The sequence below is a fragment of the Cellulosimicrobium protaetiae genome (genome assembly GCF_009708005.2).
In the GTDB taxonomy this organism is placed as follows: Bacteria; Actinomycetota; Actinomycetes; order Actinomycetales; family Cellulomonadaceae; genus Cellulosimicrobium; species Cellulosimicrobium protaetiae.
Genome location: NZ_CP052757.1, coordinates 3,420,654 through 3,438,249, shown reverse-complemented (window position 1 = coordinate 3,438,249; position 17,596 = coordinate 3,420,654). Strand labels below are relative to the sequence as shown.

Sequence of the window (17,596 nt, the reverse complement as noted above, 5' to 3'; positions counted from 1 at the left end):
CGGACGAGACTACTCGGCGCCCTGCCGCGGGTCTGCCGGATTCTCGGGACGCTCGCCGCGGCCGTCCGCTGCGCGGTCCCCCGAAGGGTCTTCGGGGGGAGCGGCGTCGGTGAGGCCCCGCAGCGTCGCCACGAGGTCGTCCGCCCACGCACGGTGGTAGCGCACCAGGAGCACCCCGGTCGCCTCCGCGTCGTCCGCGGCGTGCCAGACGGCGACGGGGTCGCCCGGGCGCGGGCCGGCCGCACCCGTGGGGACGACGACGCGGGCCGGCCGCGCGGTCCTCGCGCCCGACGCGGTGGTCACGACCAGCGTCGACCGCAGGACCTCGGGCCCCGCCGTCGCTGCTCTCGTCCCCCTGCCTGCCGGGGTGCCCGTCCGGGTGCCGTCGGCGGTGCCCGCCGTGGCGTCCGCCGTCGGGCCCGCGGCAGCGTCGCCGGGGAGCAGGAGCGTCCCGGTCGCGCGGACGGGCGCCGCGAGCAACGCGGCGCGCCCGCGTGCGAGCCCCGCCGCGACGCGGTCGTCCTGGTAGCGCACGAGCGCGAGCAGCGCCGTGACGAGCAGCCCGACGGTCGCCACGACCACGACCGCCTCCGGGACGGACCACCCGCGACCGGTCGCGAGCCGCTGGTAGACGAGCAGCGCGACGGTCGGCACGAACGCGACCGCCCAGCCCCAGCGGCGCCACGCCGCGACGGGCGCGTGCTCCGGCAGCGACTCCGGGTCGGTCTCGACCGCGTCGGCCGAGCCGGACAGCTCGACGAGCACGGCCCGCTCGGGCAGGCGCCGGACGCGCGGCGACCCGGCCGGCGCCGTCACGAGCGCAGGCTCCAGCGCCACGAGTCGGCGTTGTGCCGACCCGAGCGCCCGCCGAAGCTCTTCGCGGTCGCGCCGTCGCCGGTGCCGCGCAGCCCCCGCGCACGGTTGGTCCACTCGTCGACGGGCGCGACGTCGTCGGGCAGGCCGCTCGCGGCGGCCGCCGCGGCGAGGCCCGCGACGAGCGCGGCGACCTCGAGCTCGTCCGGGGCGCCGCGGACGACGCGGACGCTCGCGGGAGGACGCTCCTCGCTCACTCGTCGTCCTCCTCGTGCTCGTGGTCGTCCTCGCCGCGCCCGACCCCCCACTCGGGCACCGCGTACCCGGCATCGACGAGCCGTTCGCGGGCCTCGTGCCCCCAGCGGTCGAGCAGGCCGAGGACGTCGTCGAGGTCCGGGCCGCCAGGACGGGTCATGACGACGTAGTCGAGCGTGAACGTGTCGTCGTGGACGTCCGCCGGGGAGGCGTCCTCGTCGTCGACCGCCGCCTCGTCCTGCGGGTCCCACACCGACGACGTGAGGTCGGCGTGGATGCCGAGCGCTCCGTGCAGCTCGTCGAACAGGCGGGCGTTGAGCGCGCCGACCCGGTTCTCGAGCGCGAGCACGCGCGGGTCCTCGTCGGCCTCCGACGCCCCGAACTCGGCGCGCACGCCGACCGCCGTCTCCACGTACTCGTGCAGCGCCGCGGCGAGGGCGTCGACCGCGGCGTGCATCGGTGCCGGGTCGACCGCGCCGAGCGGAGCAGGTCCGTGCGTGGCGTCCTCGTGGCTCATTCCTGGTCCTCCCTCGTGCGGTGCGTCGGGTGCTCGTGGTCGCTCGTGGTCACAGCGGGATGTTGCCGTGCTTCTTGGGGGGCAGGCTCGCGCGCTTGGTGCGCAGCGCCCGCAGCGCGCGCACGACCTGCACGCGCGTCTCCGACGGACGGATGACCGCGTCGACGTACCCGCGCTCGGCGGCGTCCCACGGGTTGACGATCGCGTCCTCGTACTCGGCGACGAGCCGGGCGCGCTCCGCCTCGACGTCGTCGCCCGCGTCGGCAGCCCGCTTGAGCGCGGCGCGCTGCAGGATGTTCACCGCGCCGCCCGCGCCCATGACGGCGACCTGCGCCGTCGGCCACGCGAGGTTGACGTCCGCGCCGAGCTGCTTGGAGCCCATGACGATGTACGCCCCGCCGTACGCCTTGCGCGTGATGACGGTGACGAGCGGGACCGTGGCCTCGGCGTAGGCGTAGATGAGCTTCGCGCCGCGGCGGATGATGCCCTGGTGCTCCTGGTCGACGCCCGGGAGGAACCCGGGGACGTCCACGAGCGTCAGCACGGGGATGTTGAACGCGTCGCACGTGCGCACGAACCGCGCCGCCTTCTCCGCGGCGTCGATGTCGAGCGTGCCCGCCATCGCGAGCGGCTGGTTCGCGACGACGCCGACCGACTGGCCCTCCACGTGCCCGAACCCGACGAGCACGTTCTTGGCGAACAGGGGCTGGACCTCGAGGAACGCGCCCTCGTCGAGGACGTGCTCGATCACCGTGCGCATGTCGTACGGCTGCGAGTCCGAGTCGGGCACGAGCGCGTCGAGCTCGAGGTCCTCCTCGGTGACGTCGAGATCGACGTCCTCGGGCGGGAACGACGGCGCGTCCGAGAGGTTGTTCTGCGGCAGGTAGGACACGAGGTGGCGCACGTAGTCGATCGCGTCGTCCTCGTCCGCGCCGAGGTAGTGCGCGACGCCGGACTTCTCGTTGTGCGTCAGACCGCCGCCGAGCTCCTCGAAGCCGACGTCCTCGCCCGTCACCGCGCGGATCACGTCCGGGCCGGTGATGAACATGTTCGACGTCTTGTCCGCCATGACGATGAAGTCGGTGAGCGCGGGGGAGTACACCGCGCCGCCCGCGCTCGGGCCGAGGATGAGCGAGATCTGCGGGATCACGCCCGACGACGCGACGTTGCGGCGGAAGATCTCGGCGAACTGCGTCAGCGCCGCGACGCCCTCCTGGATGCGTGCGCCGCCGCCGTCGGAGATGCCGATCAGCGGGACGCCCGTACGCAGCGCGAGGTCCTGCACCTTCGTGATCTTCTGGCCGTGCACCTCGCCGAGGCTCCCGCCGAACACCGTGAAGTCCTGGGAGTACACGCACACCTGGCGGCCGTCGATCGTGCCGTGCCCGACGACGACGCCGTCGCCCGCCAGGCGCTTCTTCTCCAGCCCGAAGTTGTACGAACGGTGCTTCGCGAACGCGTCGAGCTCGACGAAGCTGCCCTCGTCGAGCAGCGCCTCGATGCGCTCGCGCGCCGTCTTCTTGCCGCGCGCGTGCTGCTTGGTCCGCGCCGCCTCCTCGGGCAGCTCGGTCGCCTCGGCGCGGCGACGGTCGAGGTCGGCGAGCTTGGCCGCGGTGCCCACGAGGTGGGGCGCGTCGGGCGATGTCGGGGTGGCCTCGGGCGTCGCGGGCGAGGTGGTCGCAGAGTCCGTCACGGACCCGAGCCTAGTTGGCGGGTGGCACCAACTCGATGCGGGCGACGCCAGCACGCCCGGGGCGGGTCTTGGTGGGTGTCGACAAAGCCTCGCGCGTTGCGTCGCCGCCCTCGGGCAGGCCCGCCCTGGTGCGGTGCGCGCGCCGGGCGGGGCGCGTGCGGGAGGATGGCGGGCATGGCGAGCGAGCGCGACGACGAGTCCCGGCCCGACGGCGAGCGGCGCCCTCCGCTGCGCGCGGAGTTCCTCCGGGAGCTCCTGGTGACCCCCGCGGGGCCGCTCGCGCGGCTCGAGGTGGTCGCCGAGTCCGCCTCGACCAACGCCGAGCTCGCGCGCGCCGTCGCCGCCGACCCGGACGCGTGGCCGGCGCCCGCGCTCGTCGTCACCGAGCACCAGCCCGGCGGACGCGGTCGGCTGGGGCGCTCGTGGACGACACCGCCGCGCGCCGCACTCCTCGGCTCGCTCCTCCTGCGCCCCGAGGTGCCGCGCGAGGCGCTGAGCTGGCTCCCGCTCCTCGCCGGGCTCGCGACCGCCCGCGCGCTGCGCGCGACCGCCGGGGTGGACGCCGTCGTCAAGTGGCCGAACGACGTCCTCGTGCCGGACGCGGGCACCGCGCCGGCCCCGCAGGAGGTCGCGGCGCCGGGGGCCGGTAACCCGGCCCCCCTCCGCAAGGTCGCCGGCATCCTCGCCGAGGTGCTGCCCGACGGCGGCGTCGTCGTCGGCGTCGGGCTCAACGTCTCGCAGCAGCGCGACGAGCTGCCGGTGCCCACCGCCACGTCGCTCGCTCTCGCCGACGCCGCGACGACCGACCGCGAGGTCCTGCTCGTCGCCCTCCACGAGGCGTTCGGCGAGATCCTCGGGCGCTGGCAGGACGCCGGCGGCGACACGCACGCCGCGGGGCTCGACGCCGACTGTGCCGAGATCAGCGCCACGCTCGGCACCCGGGTGCGCGTCGAGCGCGTCGCGGGGGGCGACGTCGTCGGGCTCGCGACCGGGTTCGCGCCGGACGGCGGCCTCGTGGTACGCGCGGACGACGGCACGACGAGCGTCCACCACAGCGGCGACGTCCACCACCTGCGCCCGCACGGCTGACGGTGCGCGGCGAGATCGGCAGTCCGGGACGACATCGGCGGTCACGACCGCCGACCTCGCGCGCGACCGCCGATCTCGCCCGGGCCGAGGAATAGGATCGCCGGGTGCCCGCGGACCCTGAGCAGAACGAGCCCGTCCCCACCGCCCCGTCCCCGAACGGCGGGGAGGGCGGCGAGCCGGCCCCGGACACCGAGGCGACGGAGGCGGTGCTCGACGAGGCGCTGCTGGGCGGCCCCCGCACCCTCACCGTCGAGCGGCTCGCAGAACGCGCGGGCGTCGACGAGCAGCGCGTGCGCGCCTACTGGCAGGCGCTCGGCCTCCCGCTCACCGAGGGCGAGGAGCACGCGTTCACCGAGAAGGACGCGCAGGCGCTCGCGGACGTGTTCGCGTTCGCCGAGACGGAGCGGCTCGACGACCGCGCCCTGACGACCCTCATCCGGTCCACGGGACACACGACCGAGCGCCTCGTGCTCTGGCAGGTCGAGGCGCTCGTGGAGCACCTGACGCGCCGGTTCGACCTCGACGACACGAGCGCGCGACTGCTCGTCCTCGACCGGCTTCCCGAGCTCGCGCCCGTCCTCGAGGAGCAGCTCCTGCACGCGTGGCGCCGCCAGCTCGCCGCGGTCGCCGGGCGGTTCGCGGTCGAGTTCTCGGACGCGCGGGCCACCGCGGTCGACGAGCACGAGCTCCCGCTCCCGCGTGCGGTCGGGTTCGCGGACATCGTCTCCTTCACGCAGCGGACCCGCGGGCTCGGGTCGAGCGAGCTCGCGGAGTTCGTCCAGCTCTTCGAGACGAGCGCGCGCGACGTCATCACGGCCGCGGGCGGGCGCGTCGTCAAGACGATCGGCGACGCCGTGCTCTACGTCGCGGACGACGTCGCCACGGGCGCACGCGTCGCGCTCGGCCTGGCCGCCGCGGGCGGGAGGGAGGAGGACGTCGACGTGCCCCCCGTCCGGGTGAGCCTCGTGTGGGGTCGCGTGCTCTCGCGGTTCGGGGACGTGTTCGGGCCGAGCGTCAACCTGGCCGCGCGCCTCGTGGACATCGCCGAGCCGACGACGGTCCTCGTCGACCGTCAGACCGCGGGTCTGCTCGCGAGCGACCAGCGCTTCGCGCTCACGGCGCAGCCCGAGACCGAGGTGCAAGGGCTCGGCACGATCGAGCCGGTGCGCCTGCAGTGGGCCTACCGCGGCTGACGGCCGCGCCCTCGCGTCCCGGCGTGTTCGTGCGCCCAGGCGTCAGACGGCCTCGAGCAGGCCGGGCCCGTCGTTCGTCACCGAGTTGACCAGCGTCGAGATCTCGCGCGCGACCATCGGGACGTCGTCGTGCGGGCCCCCGAGCCCGAGCAGGTCGGCCGCTCCTCGGGCGTCGACCGCCGGGTCGAGCCACGCGTCCCACGCGTCGGAGGGCAGGGCGAGCGGCATGCGGTCGTGGATCTCGGCCAGGTACGGCGCCGCGTCCGTCGTGATGATCGTCGTCGAGACGAGCCAGCGGTCGGGGTCGTCGTCCGCCTTGGTCCGGTCGCGCCAGAACTCGTAGAGCCCCGCGAACGCGGCGCTCTCGCCGTCGCCGGGCGTGATCCAGTACGGCTGCTTGGGGACCTTGCCGCGGCGCGGCGCGGAGCCCGCGGACCCGGCCGGGGACGCGCCGTCGGGCAGGACCCGCCACTCGTAGTACCCGTCCGCGGGGACCAGGCAGCGGCGCACGCCGAACGGCTTGGCGAACGCCGGCTTGTCGAGGATCGACTCCGCGCGCGCGTTGATCATGCGCGCGCCGCCCTTCGGGTCCTTGGACCACGACGGCACGAGGCCCCAGCGCGCCAGGCGCAGCGAGCGCCGGACCTCGCCCGTGTCCCTCGCCGCACGCTCGACGACGATCCGCACCGGGTCGGTCGGCGCGAGGTTCCACGACGGGGGCAGGAGCCGCGCGTCGTCGGCGATGTCCGCGATCGCGAACTCGTCCGCGAGGTCCTGCGCGTCCCGGAAGGAGGCATAGCGTCCGCACATGCCCCCAGCCTGCCGCACGCCACCCACACGTGCGGAGCGGTCGTCGGCGGGCCGTGCGCGGGCCGAGGCGGGGAGAGGAGACTCACTCCCGCGCGGGCGGGTTCCCTCGACTCGAATCGATACGATGGACGCCATGCCCTCTTCCTCGGTCGACCCCGCCGTGCCCCGACCGAGATCGTCCGCCCGCTGGGTGCTGCTGCTCGGCGCGCTCGCCACGCTCCCCGCGCTCACGGTCGACATGTACCTGCCCCTGCTGCCCGAGGTGGGAGCCGAGCTCGGCGCTCCCGACTCGCTCGCGCAGCTCACGCTGTCGGGGATGCTGCTCGGCGGCGCCGTCGGCCAGCTCGTCATCGGGCCCCTGTCCGACCGGTACGGCAGGCGGCTGCCGGTCCTCGTCGGGCTCTCGCTGCACGTCGTGACCTCGCTCCTGTGCGCGCTCGCCCCCAACATCGGCATCCTCATCGGGCTGCGCGTGCTCCAGGGGTTCTTCAACGCGTCCGCCTCCGTCGTCGCGATCGCCGCGATCCGCGACCGCTTCACCGGGTCGGACGCCGCGCGCATCCTCTCGCGCCTCATGCTCGTCATCGGGCTCGCGCCTCTGCTCGCACCCTCGATCGGCTCGTTCATCGGGTCGCACGCCTCGTGGCGCGCGGTGTTCTGGGTCCTCGCGCTCGGCGGCCTCGCGCTCGGCGCGATCGTGCTGTTCTGGATGCCTGAGTCCCTGCCGCTCGAGCGGCGGCGACCCGCCGGGGCGCGCACCGTCCTGCGCGGCTACGCGAGCCTCCTGCGCGACCGCCACTTCGTCGCGCTCGCCGTCCTCCCCGGCCTCGGCCAGGCCGTGCTCATGAGCTACGTCGTCGGGTCGCCGTTCGTCCTCCAGGAGGGGTACGGGCTGAGCCACGGGCAGTTCGCGCTCCTCTTCGCCGTCAACGGGATCGGCCTCGTGCTCTCCGCGCAGGCGAACGCCGCGCTCGTGCGCCGGGTCGCGCCCGTCCGCCTGCTCCGGACCGCGCTCGTCGTGCAGGGGGTCTTCGCCGTCGGGCTCCTCGTGGTCGCCGTGACCGGCGCCGGCGGGATCGTCGGCATCGTCGCCGCCCTGTTCCTCGTCCTGTCGATGCAGGGCATGATCCCCGCGAACGCGTCGGCGCTCGCGCTCACCCGGCACGGCGAGATCGCGGGCACGGCCGCGGCCGTCATCGGGGCGTTCCAGTCCGGCGTCGCCGGGCTCGTGAGCCCGCTCGTGGGTGTCCTCGGGGGCGACGCCGTGGCGATGGCGACCGTCATGCTCGGCGCCGTCGTCGCGTCCCTGCTCGTCCTGGCGTTCGCCACGCCCGCGTTCCGCCGCGGGGGTTGGCACACCCCGGTCTGACGGCCACCGGCAGGCCGCACGCTCGTCGACCCACCCGAGCCCCCGCGTCTCCGGGCTGGAAAGCCCCGAGCGAGAGGGTCTTCGCCGCCCTTTCACACGTCCTCCTGCTGGTTCGGCGCACGCATCCACGCCGCACCCCTTACCCTCAGACCGTGCCATCGACCGCCCCCGCCTCGTCGTCCCCGCGCTCGCGGCCCCGCGCGACGCCGACGACGCACTCCCGGAAGGGCGGCGAGAAGCCCTCCGGCGGCCCGCACCACGCACGAGCGCTGCGCTCCCACCGCGTGGCGCGGGCGGTCGGCCTCGTGCTCACCGGGGCCCTCGTGTTCGTCGCCGTCGGGGCCGGGGCCGTGTACCTCGACCTCAAGTCGAAGATCACCGTGAGCGACGTCTCCGACCTCGTCGTCGGCGGGCCGGTGGTCGAACCCCCGAAGGACCCGTCCGACCCGTTCGCCGGCAAGGCGCTCAACATCCTCGTCATGGGCACGGACTACCGCGACGCCGAGAACGCCGCGATCGCGGGCGAGGAAGAGGGCATGCGGTCGGACACGACGTTCATCGTGCACGTGTCCGGTGACCGCACCCGCATGGAGGTCGTGTCCATCCCGCGCGACTCGCTCGTCGACCTGCCGGCCTGCAACCTCCCCGACGGGTCGATGTCCGGCCCGCGACGCAACACGATGTTCAACGAGGCGTTCCAGATCGGCTCGGGCGGGGTCGACGACATGACGCACGCCGCCGCGTGCACCATCACCGCGGTGCAGGACCTCACGGGCGTGCCCATCACCAACCACGTCGTCGTCAAGATGACCGGGGTGATCGGCGTGGTCGACGCCATCAACGGCGTCACCATGTGCTTCCCGGAGCCGGTCAAGGAGAACCCGCGGTACGGCACCCTCGACCTCCCCGCGGGTGAGCACACGCTCACCGGCAGCGAGGCGATCAACTTCCTCCGGGCCCGCCACGGCACCGGCATGGGCCTCGAGATGGGGTCCGACCTCACGCGCATCGCGCGCCAGCAGGCGTTCATCGACTCGGCCGTGCGCGAGCTGTTGTCCCAGAACATCATCACCAACTCGCCCCAGCTCTACGGGGTCATCGAGGCCGTGCTCAGCTCCATCAGCGCCGACCCGACGATCGCGGACCCGACGGCGCTCGCGGGTCTCGCGTTCAGCCTCCGTGCCATCAACCCGTCCGAGGTCGTCTTCACCCAGGTGCCCGTCGTCGAGGCGGCGAGCAACCGCAACCGTGTCGAGTGGACGTCCGAGGCCGACGCGATCTGGCAGCGGCTCATCGACGACGCGCCCGCACCCGGCCAGGAACTGCCCGTCACCGACCCGCGCGACGACGCGACCGCGCCCGCGGACGGCACGACCGACCCGGCGACCGGCACCGACCCGGGGACGACCGACCCGGGGACGACCGACCCGGGGGCGGGAACGACCGACCCCGGAACCACGGACCCGGGCACGACGCCCGAGACCCCGGTCGAGGAGCTGCAGCCCGGAGTCTGCCCGTAGCGGCACCGCTCGGGTCGGCCGCCGTGCCGATCGCGGAACCGGGGCGCAGCAGCGGCCCGGTCAGGCGCGCCGCGCGGCGCCGAGGCGGGACAGCCGTCCCACCGCCTCGTGCAGCACCTCCGGGCGCTTGACGAACGTGAACCGCACGCGGGAGACCAACGTCCGGGCCGTCGTCGACCCCGGCGTGCAGAAGGCGCTCACGGGGACGGCGACGACGCCCGCGAGGACGGGCAGCTCGCGGCACAGGGCGGTGCCGTCCTCGAACCCGAGCGGGGCGCCGTCGGCGATGACGAAGTACGTGCCCTGCGGCACCACGACGTCGAACCCGGCACGGACGAGGCCCGCGCACAGCACGTCCCGACGCGCGGCGAGCGAGTCGGCGAGCGCGCGCGGGGTCTCGTCGTCGGAGAGCGCGTCGGCGATCGCGGGCTGGAACGGCGCGCCCGACGTGTACGTGAGGAACTGCTTGACCGTGCGGACCGCGGTGACGAGCGGCTCCGGGCCGTGCAGCCAGCCGATCTTCCAGCCGGTGAACGAGAACGTCTTGCCGGCTGACGAGATCGCGATCGTGCGCTGCCGCATGCCGGGCAACGTCGCGATCGGCACGTGCCGGGCGTCGTCGAACGTCAGGTGCTCGTACACCTCGTCCGTGACGACGACCGCGTCGTGGCGGCGCGCGCCGGCCGCGATCGCGTCGAGCTCGTCGAGGTCCAGCACCGTGCCCGTGGGGTTGTGCGGCGAGTTCACGATGATCAGCCGCGTGCGGTCGGTGACGGCCACGCGCAGGGCGTCGAGGTCGAGCCGGAAGCGGTCCGCGCCCGGCACGAGCGGGACGGTGACGTGGTTCGCCCCCGCGAGCGCGATGCACGCGGCGTGCGCGTCGTAGAACGGCTCGAGGGTCACGACGTCGTCGCCCGGGCCGGCCAGCGCGAGGATCGTCGCGGCGAGGGCCTCCGTCGCGCCCGTCGTCACGAGGACCTCGGTCTCCGGGTCGGGGTCCAGCCCGTAGTGCCGGTACTGGTGGCTCGCGACGGCGTTGCGCAGCTCGAGGATTCCTGGCCCCGGCGGGTACTGGTTGTGGCCGTCCTCGATCGCGCGGATCGCCGCGTGCTTGACCGTCGCCGGGCCGTCGACGTCCGGGAACCCCTGCCCCAGGTTGATCGCGCCCGTGCGCTGCGCGAGGGCCGTCATCTCGGCGAAGACCGTCGACGCCACCGTGCCGTCCGCGCCGAGGAGGCCGGTGGCGCGGGCGGCGGCCTGCCAGCGGCCGGGCGGGAGGTCCGTCATGCCCCGACCCTAGCCGGGTCCGCGCCCACGATGTGGGACGACGCCGGCCGGGCCGACCCGGATCTCGCCCGGGAATCCGGGAGGCCCCGCCCGGTCGTCCACAGGGGAGGTTCCCGGGCGGGCGCCGATGCCCTACCCTCTCGGACAGATCTTCGGGACCGGCGCGGCAGCCGGCCGACTGAGCAGGGGGAATGCTCGAGATGTCTGCGGACACGCACGCCGTCGGCGTGCTCGAGGGCGAGGTGCGCGAGCTCGTCCGGCGGCGCGGGGTCGACCCGGTGCGGGACCGGGCGGCCGTCGACCAGCTGGTGCGCGACGCCGTCGCCGACTACGAGACGCGCAGTGCGCTCGGGGCCGTCGCGCCGCTCGCCGACCCGACCGCGGCCGGTCGCGCCGTGGTCGACGCCGTCGCCGGGCTCGGGCCGCTCCAGCCCTACCTCGACGACCCCGAGATCGAGGAGATCTGGATCAACGCGCCCTCCCAGGTGTTCGTCGCACGGGGTGGGCGGTCGGAGCTCACGACGACGATCCTCACCGCCGAGCAGGTGCGCGACCTCGTCGAGCAGATGCTCCGCTCGTCCGGCCGCCGGCTCGACCTGTCGAGCCCGTTCGTCGACGCCTCGCTCCCCGGCGGCGAGCGGCTGCACGTCGTGATCCCCGACGTCACGCGCAGCGAGTGGGCCGTCAACATCCGCAAGCACGTCGTCCGCGCTGCGCACCTCGACGACCTCGTCCGCCTCGGGTCGCTCACCCCGCAGGCAGCGGTCTTCCTCGACGCCTCGGTCCGCGCCGGTCTCAACGTCCTCGTCGCGGGCGCGACGCAGGCGGGCAAGACGACGATGCTCAACGCGCTCGCGGGCTCCGTCCCGCCCACCCAGCGCGTGGTCACGTGCGAGGAGGTGTTCGAGCTCCGGTTCGCCGTGCGGGACGTCGTCTCCATGCAATGCCGTCAGCCGAGCCTCGAGGGAACCGGCGAGATCCCCCTGCGCCGCCTCGTCAAGGAGGCGCTGCGCATGCGCCCGGACCGGATCGTCATCGGCGAGGTGCGCGAGGCGGAGAGCCTCGACCTCCTGATCGCGCTCAACGCCGGCGTTCCCGGCATGTGCACGATCCACGCGAACTCGGCCCGCGAGGCGATCACCAAGATGTGCACGTTGCCGCTGCTCGCGGGCGAGAACGTGTCGGACCGGTTCGTCGTCCCGACCGTCGCGTCGGCGATCGACCTGGTCGTGCACCTGGGGGTCGACGCCGCCGGGCAGCGCGTCGTCCGAGAGATCCTCGGCGTCACCGGACGGGTCGAGCAGGGAGTGGTCGAGGCTGCAGAGATCTTCGTCCGAACCGGTGACCACCTCGTCCGGGCCGACGGCTTCCCGCCGCGCGCGGAGAGGTTCGCGCGCGCCGGGATCGACCTGGCGGCGGTGCTCCGCCACGCTGGCTCCCAGCCCGTGCCGTCGCCGGGAACCACGGCGTGGACGGGGGCGGTCTGAGTGGGCGTCGTCGTGGGCTTCCTGCTGGGAGCCGGTCTCTTCTGCGTCTGGTGGTCGTTCTGGGTCCCGGGTCCGCCGCGAGAACGCCGGGCGGACGGCTGGGTCGTGCGCACGCAGGACCTGCTCGTCCAGGCGGGTGCGCCGTCCGTCTCGCCGGGAGCGCTGGTGGCGACCAGCGCGGGTGTCGGGGTCGTGGTGCTCCTCGTCTCCGCCGTCCTCGTCCGGTCCGTGACGATCGCGACGTGCTTCGCCGCCATCGCCGCCTTGGCGCCCACCTTGCTCGTGCACTCCCGCGCCCGGCGGCGCCGGGCACGGTTGCGAGACGCCTGGCCCGAGGTGCTCGACCACCTCGCCTCCGGGGTGCGTGCCGGGCTCCCGTTGCCCGAGGCGGTCGGCCAGCTCGGCGAGCGCGGCCCGGTCGAGCTGAGGGATCCCTTCACCCGGTTCGCGCACGACTACCGGGCGTCCGGCCGCTTCGGCGACTGCCTCGACCGGCTCAAGGAACGGCTCGCGGACCCGGTCGCGGACCGGATCGTCGAGGCCCTGCGCCTGACGCGGGACGTGGGCGGGACGGACCTGGGGCGGCTCCTGCGCACCCTCTCGACGTTCCTGCGGGAGGACGCCCGCACGCGGGGCGAGCTGGAGGCGCGCCAGTCGTGGACCGTCAACGGCGCGCGGCTCGCCGTGGCGGGCCCGTGGGTCGTCCTCGGGTTCCTGGCGACACGACCGGAGACGGCGGCGGCGTACAACTCCTTGACGGGGGCCCTGGTCCTCGGCGCGGGCGCGGCGTGCTCGGTCGCCGCGTACCGGCTCATGCTGCGGATCGGGCGGCTGCCCGAGGAGGAGCGGGTCCTGCGATGACCGTCGACGTGTCCTTGCCGGGTGCGGTGATCGGGGCCCTGGGTGGCCTCGGGATGCTCCTCGTCCTGTCCGGCGTGCGCCACCGCGCGATCCGTCTCGACGAGCGGCTCGCCCCGTACCTGCGCACCCAGGACCGGACGTCGGTGCTGCTGCGCGACCAGCCGACCCGGACGCCGTTCCCGACGGTCGAGCGTCTCGTCGCCCCGCTGCTCGTGGACGCCGGGCGGGCCCTGGAGCGCTTCGGGTCCACGACCGCCGACGTGCGCCGCCGCCTCGACCGCGCCGGCTGGCCCCAGAGCGTGGAGCAGTTCCGTGCGCGCCAGCTCGTCTGGGGCGTCGTCGGGCTCGCCGTCGGCACGCTCGCGGCGGTCGTGCTCGCCGCGACGCGCGGCTCCGCCGTCGTCTCGCTCGTCCTCCTCGCGCTCGTGTGCGGCGTGGGCGGGGTCGTCGTGTGCGACCACCTGCTGTCGCGCGCCGTGCGGCGCCGCGAGGACCGGATGCTCGCCGAGTTCCCGACGGTCGCCGAGCTCCTCGCCCTGGCGGTGAACGCCGGCGAGGGTCCGGTCGCAGCACTCGAGCGGGTCGCCACGACGGCGCACGGTGAGCTGTCGGGCGAGCTGCGCGCGACCCTGGCGTCGGTGCGCGCCGGGACGCCGCTCGCGCGCGCTCTCGAGCAGCTCGCCGACAGGACGGGGCTGCCGAGCCTCACGAGGTTCGCCGAGGGCGTCGCGGTCGCGGTCGAACGAGGGACTCCGCTCGCCGAGGTGCTGCGAGCGCAGGCGCAGGACGTCCGGGAGTCCGGGCGTCGCGCGCTCATGGAGGTGGGGGGAAAGAAGGAGGTGGCGATGATGGTCCCGGTCGTCTTCCTCATCCTGCCGGTGACGGTGGTCTTCGCGGTCTACCCGTCGCTGGCGACCCTCCGGCTCGGGTTCTGAGCGGTGAGGTCATGCTCGCCGTGGGCAGGGTGCCCGACGCACGGTACGACGAACACAGGTACGGCAGGACGGACGGAGAGGGAGACCATGCAGGGGTGGGTTCGGTGGACGACGACGGTGCGCGGAGCGGCGCGGAGTGCGTGGGGGAGGCTCGCGGGTGGAGCCCCGGAGCGGGGGGACGTCCCGGGCTGGGTCCTCATCACGCTCATGACGGCGGGCCTCGTCATCGCGTTGTGGGCGGTCGCCGGGCCGGCGCTCACGCGGGCCTTCAGCGACGCGATCTCGAGCGTCGGCGCGCCCTGACGTGGCGTGTCGTGCTGCTCCTGAGGGGGTCGGCGACGAGACCGAGCGGGGGTCGGCCGTCGTCGACTTCACGCTCGTGTCGGTCCTGGTCCTCGTCCTGTTCCTCGGGGTGGTCCAGGTCGCGCTCGCGGTCCACGTCCGTGCGACCCTCGTGGACTGCGCCGCCGAAGGGGCGCGGGTCGCGGGTCGCGCGGACCGCGGCCCGCAGGACGGCGTGGCGCGGACCCGCTCACTGATCGGGGCGGCGCTCTCGCCACGGTACGCCGAGGACGTCGTCGCGCGGCAGGTCGTCGTGGACGGGCTCCCGGTCGTCGAGGTCACGGTGTCGGCGCCTCTCCCGGTCGTCGGCCTGCTGGGACCGGCCGGCGGTGTGACGGTCGACGGCCACGCCCTCGAGAAGGCGCCGTGACCAGGGGCCCGCGGGCGGTGCTCGCACGGCTCATCGGGGCCACGCCGGGAGCGGAGCGGGGGAGCGCGGTCGTCGAGTTCCTGGGCGTCGCGCTCGTCCTCCTGCTGCCGGTGATGTACCTCGTGCTCACCGTGGGGCGGGTGCAGGCGGCGACGTTCGCGGTCGAGGGGGCGTCGCGGGAGGCGGCGCGGGCGTTCGTCACCGCGCCGAGCTCGGACGACGGCGCACGGCTCGCCGGGGCGGCGGTCGCGCTCGCCCTCGACGACCAGGGTTTCGACGCGGGGCCGGACAGCCTGGCGGTCGCGTGCTCGGCGACGCCGTGCCTGGAGCCCGGGGGCGAGGTGAGCGCAGTGGTGCGGCTGGACGTCCCGCTCCCGTTCGTGCCGGCGTTCGTGGGAGACGCCGTGCCGCTCGCCGTCCCCGTCGAGGCACGGCACGTCGCGTCGGTCGACGAGTACGCGGCGCGGCGACCGTGACGCGTGCGCGAACGACGCCGCGACGAGCGGCGGGTGGGCACGAGGGCCGCGAGGATGGTCGGATCATGCTGCTCACGACGGCCTTCGTGGCGTTCGCCCTGCTGCTCGTCACGGTCGTGGTCAGCGCGACCCAGGTGCACCTGGAACGCAAACGGCTGTACGAGCTCGCGGACGCGCTCGCGCTCACCGCGGCGGACTCGATGACGCACGAGACGTTCTACGACGGCGCCGCCGAGGCACCGGTCGACGGTGCGGTCCTCAGCCTCACGGACGCCACGATCAGGTCGGACGTCCAGGACTATCTGGCCCGCAACCCCGCGGCTCTCGCCGGGTTGCGCGACGTCGTCGTGACCGACGCGTCGACGTCGGACGGTCGTACGGCCACCGTGGCCCTCGCGGCACGGGCACGACCCGCACTCATCAGCTGGGTGACCCAGGCCTGGAGTGATGGCATCATCGTGCGTGCAGAGTCACGTGCCAGGGCGTGGTGAGCACCTGTTGCTGTTCGACGACGAGCATCCAGGAAAGGACGGTTCGCAACGACGCGAGAGCACGCTCCCGTGCCTTTGTTCACTTTCTTAACTTTGGATGGCCACTTCTGGTTCCACCCTGTCAAAACCCCAGGTTCGCCGCTATGGTGATCCGGTCCGACAACAACTCCAACGATGGAGAGCTACAACATGAACGCACGAGCAACGAAGAAGCTCGTCGCCGGGGGTGCCCTCGGTGCGATGCTCATCGGCACGGTCGCCCTCGCGTCCGCTGCCTCCGCAGACCAGGTGGGCGACGACCAGGGCGTCGACGTCTCGGTCGAGATCGAGTCGAACGTCGAGCCGGGCAACCTCGCCCTCTCGGTCGCTTCGAACGCGACCTCGCTCACCGAGCAGGACTCGACCGTCGAGGGCACCCGTGAGTTCACGGGCACCCTGCCCGACGTCACCGTCACCGACACGCGCACCGAGGTCGCCGAGGGCGCATTCTGGTACGTCGTGGGCAGCGCCTCGGACTTCACCGGTGACGCCGGCACGATCGCGGCGACGAACCTCGGCTGGGCGCCGACGCTCGTCAGCGAGAGCGAGAGCGGCCTCGTCGAGGCGGGCGAGGGCGTCGACCCCGAGCTCGAGGGTGGCGAGGGCCTCGCCGAGCAGGACCTCCTCGTGTCGGCCTTCGACTCCGCCGAGGTCAACCCGGAGGGCTCCTGGACCGCGAACGCGGGCCTCACGCTCCGCACGGCCGAGGACGTCGCCGCCGGCGCCTACTCCTCGACCATCACGCTCTCCCTCTTCGAGGACTGAGCACACCCGGTCCTCGTGACCTGACGGTCGGCCACGGTCGACCGTCGACCGAGCAGTCCACGGCGGGCCGCTCCACTCGTCCGGCTCCAGGTCGGATCGGGTGGGCGGCCCGCCGTCGTACGGAGAGAGCACCTGCGTGAACCCTGCACCACACCTGAGCCACCGACCGCGCCGGTCCGCCCGCTGGCTCGCCGCCGCGGGAGCGGCCCTCGTCGCCACCCTCGCGCCTGCGCTCCCGGCGGGCGCCGCGACCAGCGGCCCCCTGCCGCTCGACACCGAGGACGTCATCACCTGGGGGGTCAAGCCCGCCGACGCGGACGGACCGGACGGACGGTCCCGCGTCGAGCTGGTCCTCGACCCCGGGGCGTCCGCGTCCGAGCACCTCGCCGTGTCGAACTTCAGCGACGTTCCCGTGACCTTCTCGATCCAGGCTGCCGACGGGTACATCAACCCCAAGGGCCGGTTCAACATGCTGCCGTCCGACCGGGAGTCGACAGGGGCCGGGACCTGGATCGAGGTCCAGGACTCGGTCGAGGTGGCACCCGACGCGACCGTCGTCGTGCCGTTCACCGTCGCCGTGCCGGACAACGCCACCCCCGGCGACCACGTCGCCGGCATCGCCGCGACGGTGAAGAGCACCGGCGAAGGCGGGGGCGAGGGCGGGACGAGCGTAGGCGTGGAGAGCCGCGTCGGCTTCCGCGTCTCGACGCGGGTCACGGGTGAGGTGCAGCCGCTCCTCTCCGTCGAGAACGTCAAGGCCTCCTACGCGCCGTCGTGGAACCCGTTCGCTGCGGGCGACCTGACGGTCTCCTACGACGTGGCGAACGACGGCAACGTGCGTCTCGGCGCCGAGGGCGACGTCGCGACGTCGGGGTTCTTCGGTCTGCTGTCCACGGACCGCTCGGCCGCGTCGATCCCCGAGGTGCTGCCCGATGGCTCGCAACGCTCGCGCGTCGAGACGTCGAACGTGTGGCCGCTCGGTCCCGTCCGGTCGACGATCACCGTGACGCCGACGACCGTGGACGACGACCAGGTGGACGCGTCGCTCGAGCCGGTCACGGTCACCGTGACGACGTGGGCGGTCCCGTGGCCGCAGCTCCTGCTCGTCGCGATCGGCGTCGTCCTGGTCCTCGGCGTCCGTGACGACCGTCGTCGTCGTCGCCAGCGCCTCGAGGCGATGCTCGCCAAGGCACGCGACGAGGGACGCCAGCAGGCGGTCGGGGACGAGCCCTCGCCGTCGGGCGCGGATTCGCCCGCCGCGAAGGGCCAGCCGAAGGGCTGACT

At 74.2% G+C, this 17,596-nt stretch carries 19 protein-coding genes; 13 read left to right on the top strand and 6 right to left on the bottom strand.

Annotated elements, in window-relative coordinates; all coding sequences use genetic code 11:
- Nucleotides 1–9: 9 nt before the first annotated feature.
- The 4 genes from FIC82_RS14850 to FIC82_RS14835 are packed head-to-tail and all read right to left on the bottom strand — an operon-like array spanning nt 10 to nt 3,206.
- On the bottom strand, nt 10–837 hold the full coding sequence (locus tag FIC82_RS14850) for a hypothetical protein (protein WP_154799023.1): 828 nt from the start codon (nt 835–837) through the stop codon (nt 10–12).
- Nucleotides 813–1,070, bottom strand: a complete 258-nt coding sequence (locus FIC82_RS14845; RefSeq protein WP_168731936.1) for an acyl-CoA carboxylase epsilon subunit — start codon at nt 1,068–1,070, stop codon at nt 813–815. The genes FIC82_RS14850 and FIC82_RS14845 overlap by 25 nt, the downstream gene beginning before the upstream one ends.
- Nucleotides 1,067–1,585 (bottom strand): hypothetical protein, encoded by a 519-nt coding sequence (locus FIC82_RS14840; protein ID WP_154799022.1) that lies wholly within the window; start codon nt 1,583–1,585, stop codon nt 1,067–1,069. The genes FIC82_RS14845 and FIC82_RS14840 overlap by 4 nt, the downstream gene beginning before the upstream one ends.
- A gap of 49 nt (nt 1,586–1,634) precedes the next feature.
- Nucleotides 1,635–3,206, bottom strand: a complete 1,572-nt coding sequence (locus FIC82_RS14835; RefSeq protein ID WP_216610064.1) for an acyl-CoA carboxylase subunit beta — start codon at nt 3,204–3,206, stop codon at nt 1,635–1,637.
- A 246-nt stretch (nt 3,207–3,452) separates the two neighbouring features.
- Between FIC82_RS14835 and FIC82_RS14830 the strand changes: the two genes are divergently transcribed.
- The gene (locus FIC82_RS14830; RefSeq protein WP_154799021.1) at nt 3,453–4,367 is read left to right on the top strand and encodes a biotin--[acetyl-CoA-carboxylase] ligase; all 915 of its coding nucleotides are present in this window, start codon (nt 3,453–3,455) and stop codon (nt 4,365–4,367) included.
- Nucleotides 4,368–4,471: 104 nt separating this feature from the next.
- On the top strand, nt 4,472–5,560 hold the full coding sequence (locus FIC82_RS14825; protein ID WP_168731934.1) for an adenylate/guanylate cyclase domain-containing protein: 1,089 nt from the start codon (nt 4,472–4,474) through the stop codon (nt 5,558–5,560).
- Nucleotides 5,561–5,602: 42 nt separating this feature from the next.
- On the opposite strand, the gene FIC82_RS14820 is transcribed toward FIC82_RS14825, so the two are convergent.
- The gene (locus FIC82_RS14820; RefSeq protein ID WP_154799020.1) at nt 5,603–6,370 is read right to left on the bottom strand and encodes an SOS response-associated peptidase; all 768 of its coding nucleotides are present in this window, start codon (nt 6,368–6,370) and stop codon (nt 5,603–5,605) included.
- A gap of 133 nt (nt 6,371–6,503) precedes the next feature.
- Here FIC82_RS14820 and FIC82_RS14815 point away from each other — a divergent pair, with 133 nt between their 5' ends.
- Both FIC82_RS14815 and FIC82_RS14810 read left to right on the top strand, forming a co-directional pair.
- Nucleotides 6,504–7,739 (top strand): multidrug effflux MFS transporter, encoded by a 1,236-nt coding sequence (locus FIC82_RS14815; RefSeq protein ID WP_253691205.1) that lies wholly within the window; start codon nt 6,504–6,506, stop codon nt 7,737–7,739.
- Between the two features lie 152 nt (nt 7,740–7,891).
- Complete coding sequence (locus tag FIC82_RS14810; RefSeq protein ID WP_253691204.1) at nt 7,892–9,259, top strand: LCP family protein; 1,368 nt, start codon at nt 7,892–7,894, stop codon at nt 9,257–9,259.
- 60 nt (nt 9,260–9,319) lie between these two features.
- Here FIC82_RS14810 and FIC82_RS14805 read toward each other — a convergent pair whose 3' ends face one another.
- Nucleotides 9,320–10,546 carry a pyridoxal phosphate-dependent aminotransferase gene (locus tag FIC82_RS14805; protein ID WP_154799018.1) on the bottom strand — a complete coding sequence of 409 codons (1,227 nt, stop codon included), beginning with the start codon at nt 10,544–10,546 and terminating at the stop codon, nt 9,320–9,322.
- 191 nt (nt 10,547–10,737) lie between these two features.
- On the opposite strand from FIC82_RS14805, the gene FIC82_RS14800 reads away from it, so the two are divergent.
- The 9 genes from FIC82_RS14800 to FIC82_RS14760 all read left to right on the top strand — a co-directional run bounded on the left by FIC82_RS14800 (nt 10,738) and on the right by FIC82_RS14760 (nt 17,594).
- Nucleotides 10,738–12,033 (top strand): CpaF family protein, encoded by a 1,296-nt coding sequence (locus tag FIC82_RS14800; RefSeq protein ID WP_418884325.1) that lies wholly within the window; start codon nt 10,738–10,740, stop codon nt 12,031–12,033.
- Nucleotides 12,034–12,894, top strand: coding sequence for a type II secretion system F family protein (locus FIC82_RS14795; RefSeq protein ID WP_168731933.1), 861 nt, complete (start codon nt 12,034–12,036; stop codon nt 12,892–12,894).
- Nucleotides 12,891–13,829, top strand: a complete 939-nt coding sequence (locus FIC82_RS14790) for a type II secretion system F family protein (protein WP_154799017.1) — start codon at nt 12,891–12,893, stop codon at nt 13,827–13,829. Before FIC82_RS14795 ends, FIC82_RS14790 begins: the two co-directional genes overlap by 4 nt.
- A gap of 87 nt (nt 13,830–13,916) precedes the next feature.
- Nucleotides 13,917–14,132, top strand: coding sequence for a hypothetical protein (locus FIC82_RS14785; RefSeq protein ID WP_154799016.1), 216 nt, complete (start codon nt 13,917–13,919; stop codon nt 14,130–14,132).
- A 1-nt stretch (nt 14,133) separates the two neighbouring features.
- On the top strand, nt 14,134–14,541 hold the full coding sequence (locus tag FIC82_RS14780; RefSeq protein ID WP_168731932.1) for a TadE/TadG family type IV pilus assembly protein: 408 nt from the start codon (nt 14,134–14,136) through the stop codon (nt 14,539–14,541).
- A complete protein-coding gene (locus FIC82_RS14775) occupies nt 14,538–15,017 on the top strand; it encodes a TadE/TadG family type IV pilus assembly protein (RefSeq protein ID WP_253691203.1) in 480 nt (159 codons plus the stop codon). Before FIC82_RS14780 ends, FIC82_RS14775 begins: the two co-directional genes overlap by 4 nt.
- Before the next feature lie 65 nt (nt 15,018–15,082).
- On the top strand, nt 15,083–15,508 hold the full coding sequence (locus tag FIC82_RS14770; protein ID WP_154799015.1) for a hypothetical protein: 426 nt from the start codon (nt 15,083–15,085) through the stop codon (nt 15,506–15,508).
- Between the two features lie 189 nt (nt 15,509–15,697).
- A complete protein-coding gene (locus tag FIC82_RS14765; protein ID WP_154799014.1) occupies nt 15,698–16,312 on the top strand; it encodes a hypothetical protein in 615 nt (204 codons plus the stop codon).
- A 136-nt stretch (nt 16,313–16,448) separates the two neighbouring features.
- Complete coding sequence (locus FIC82_RS14760; RefSeq protein ID WP_216609911.1) at nt 16,449–17,594, top strand: DUF916 domain-containing protein; 1,146 nt, start codon at nt 16,449–16,451, stop codon at nt 17,592–17,594.
- Nucleotides 17,595–17,596 lie beyond the last annotated feature (2 nt).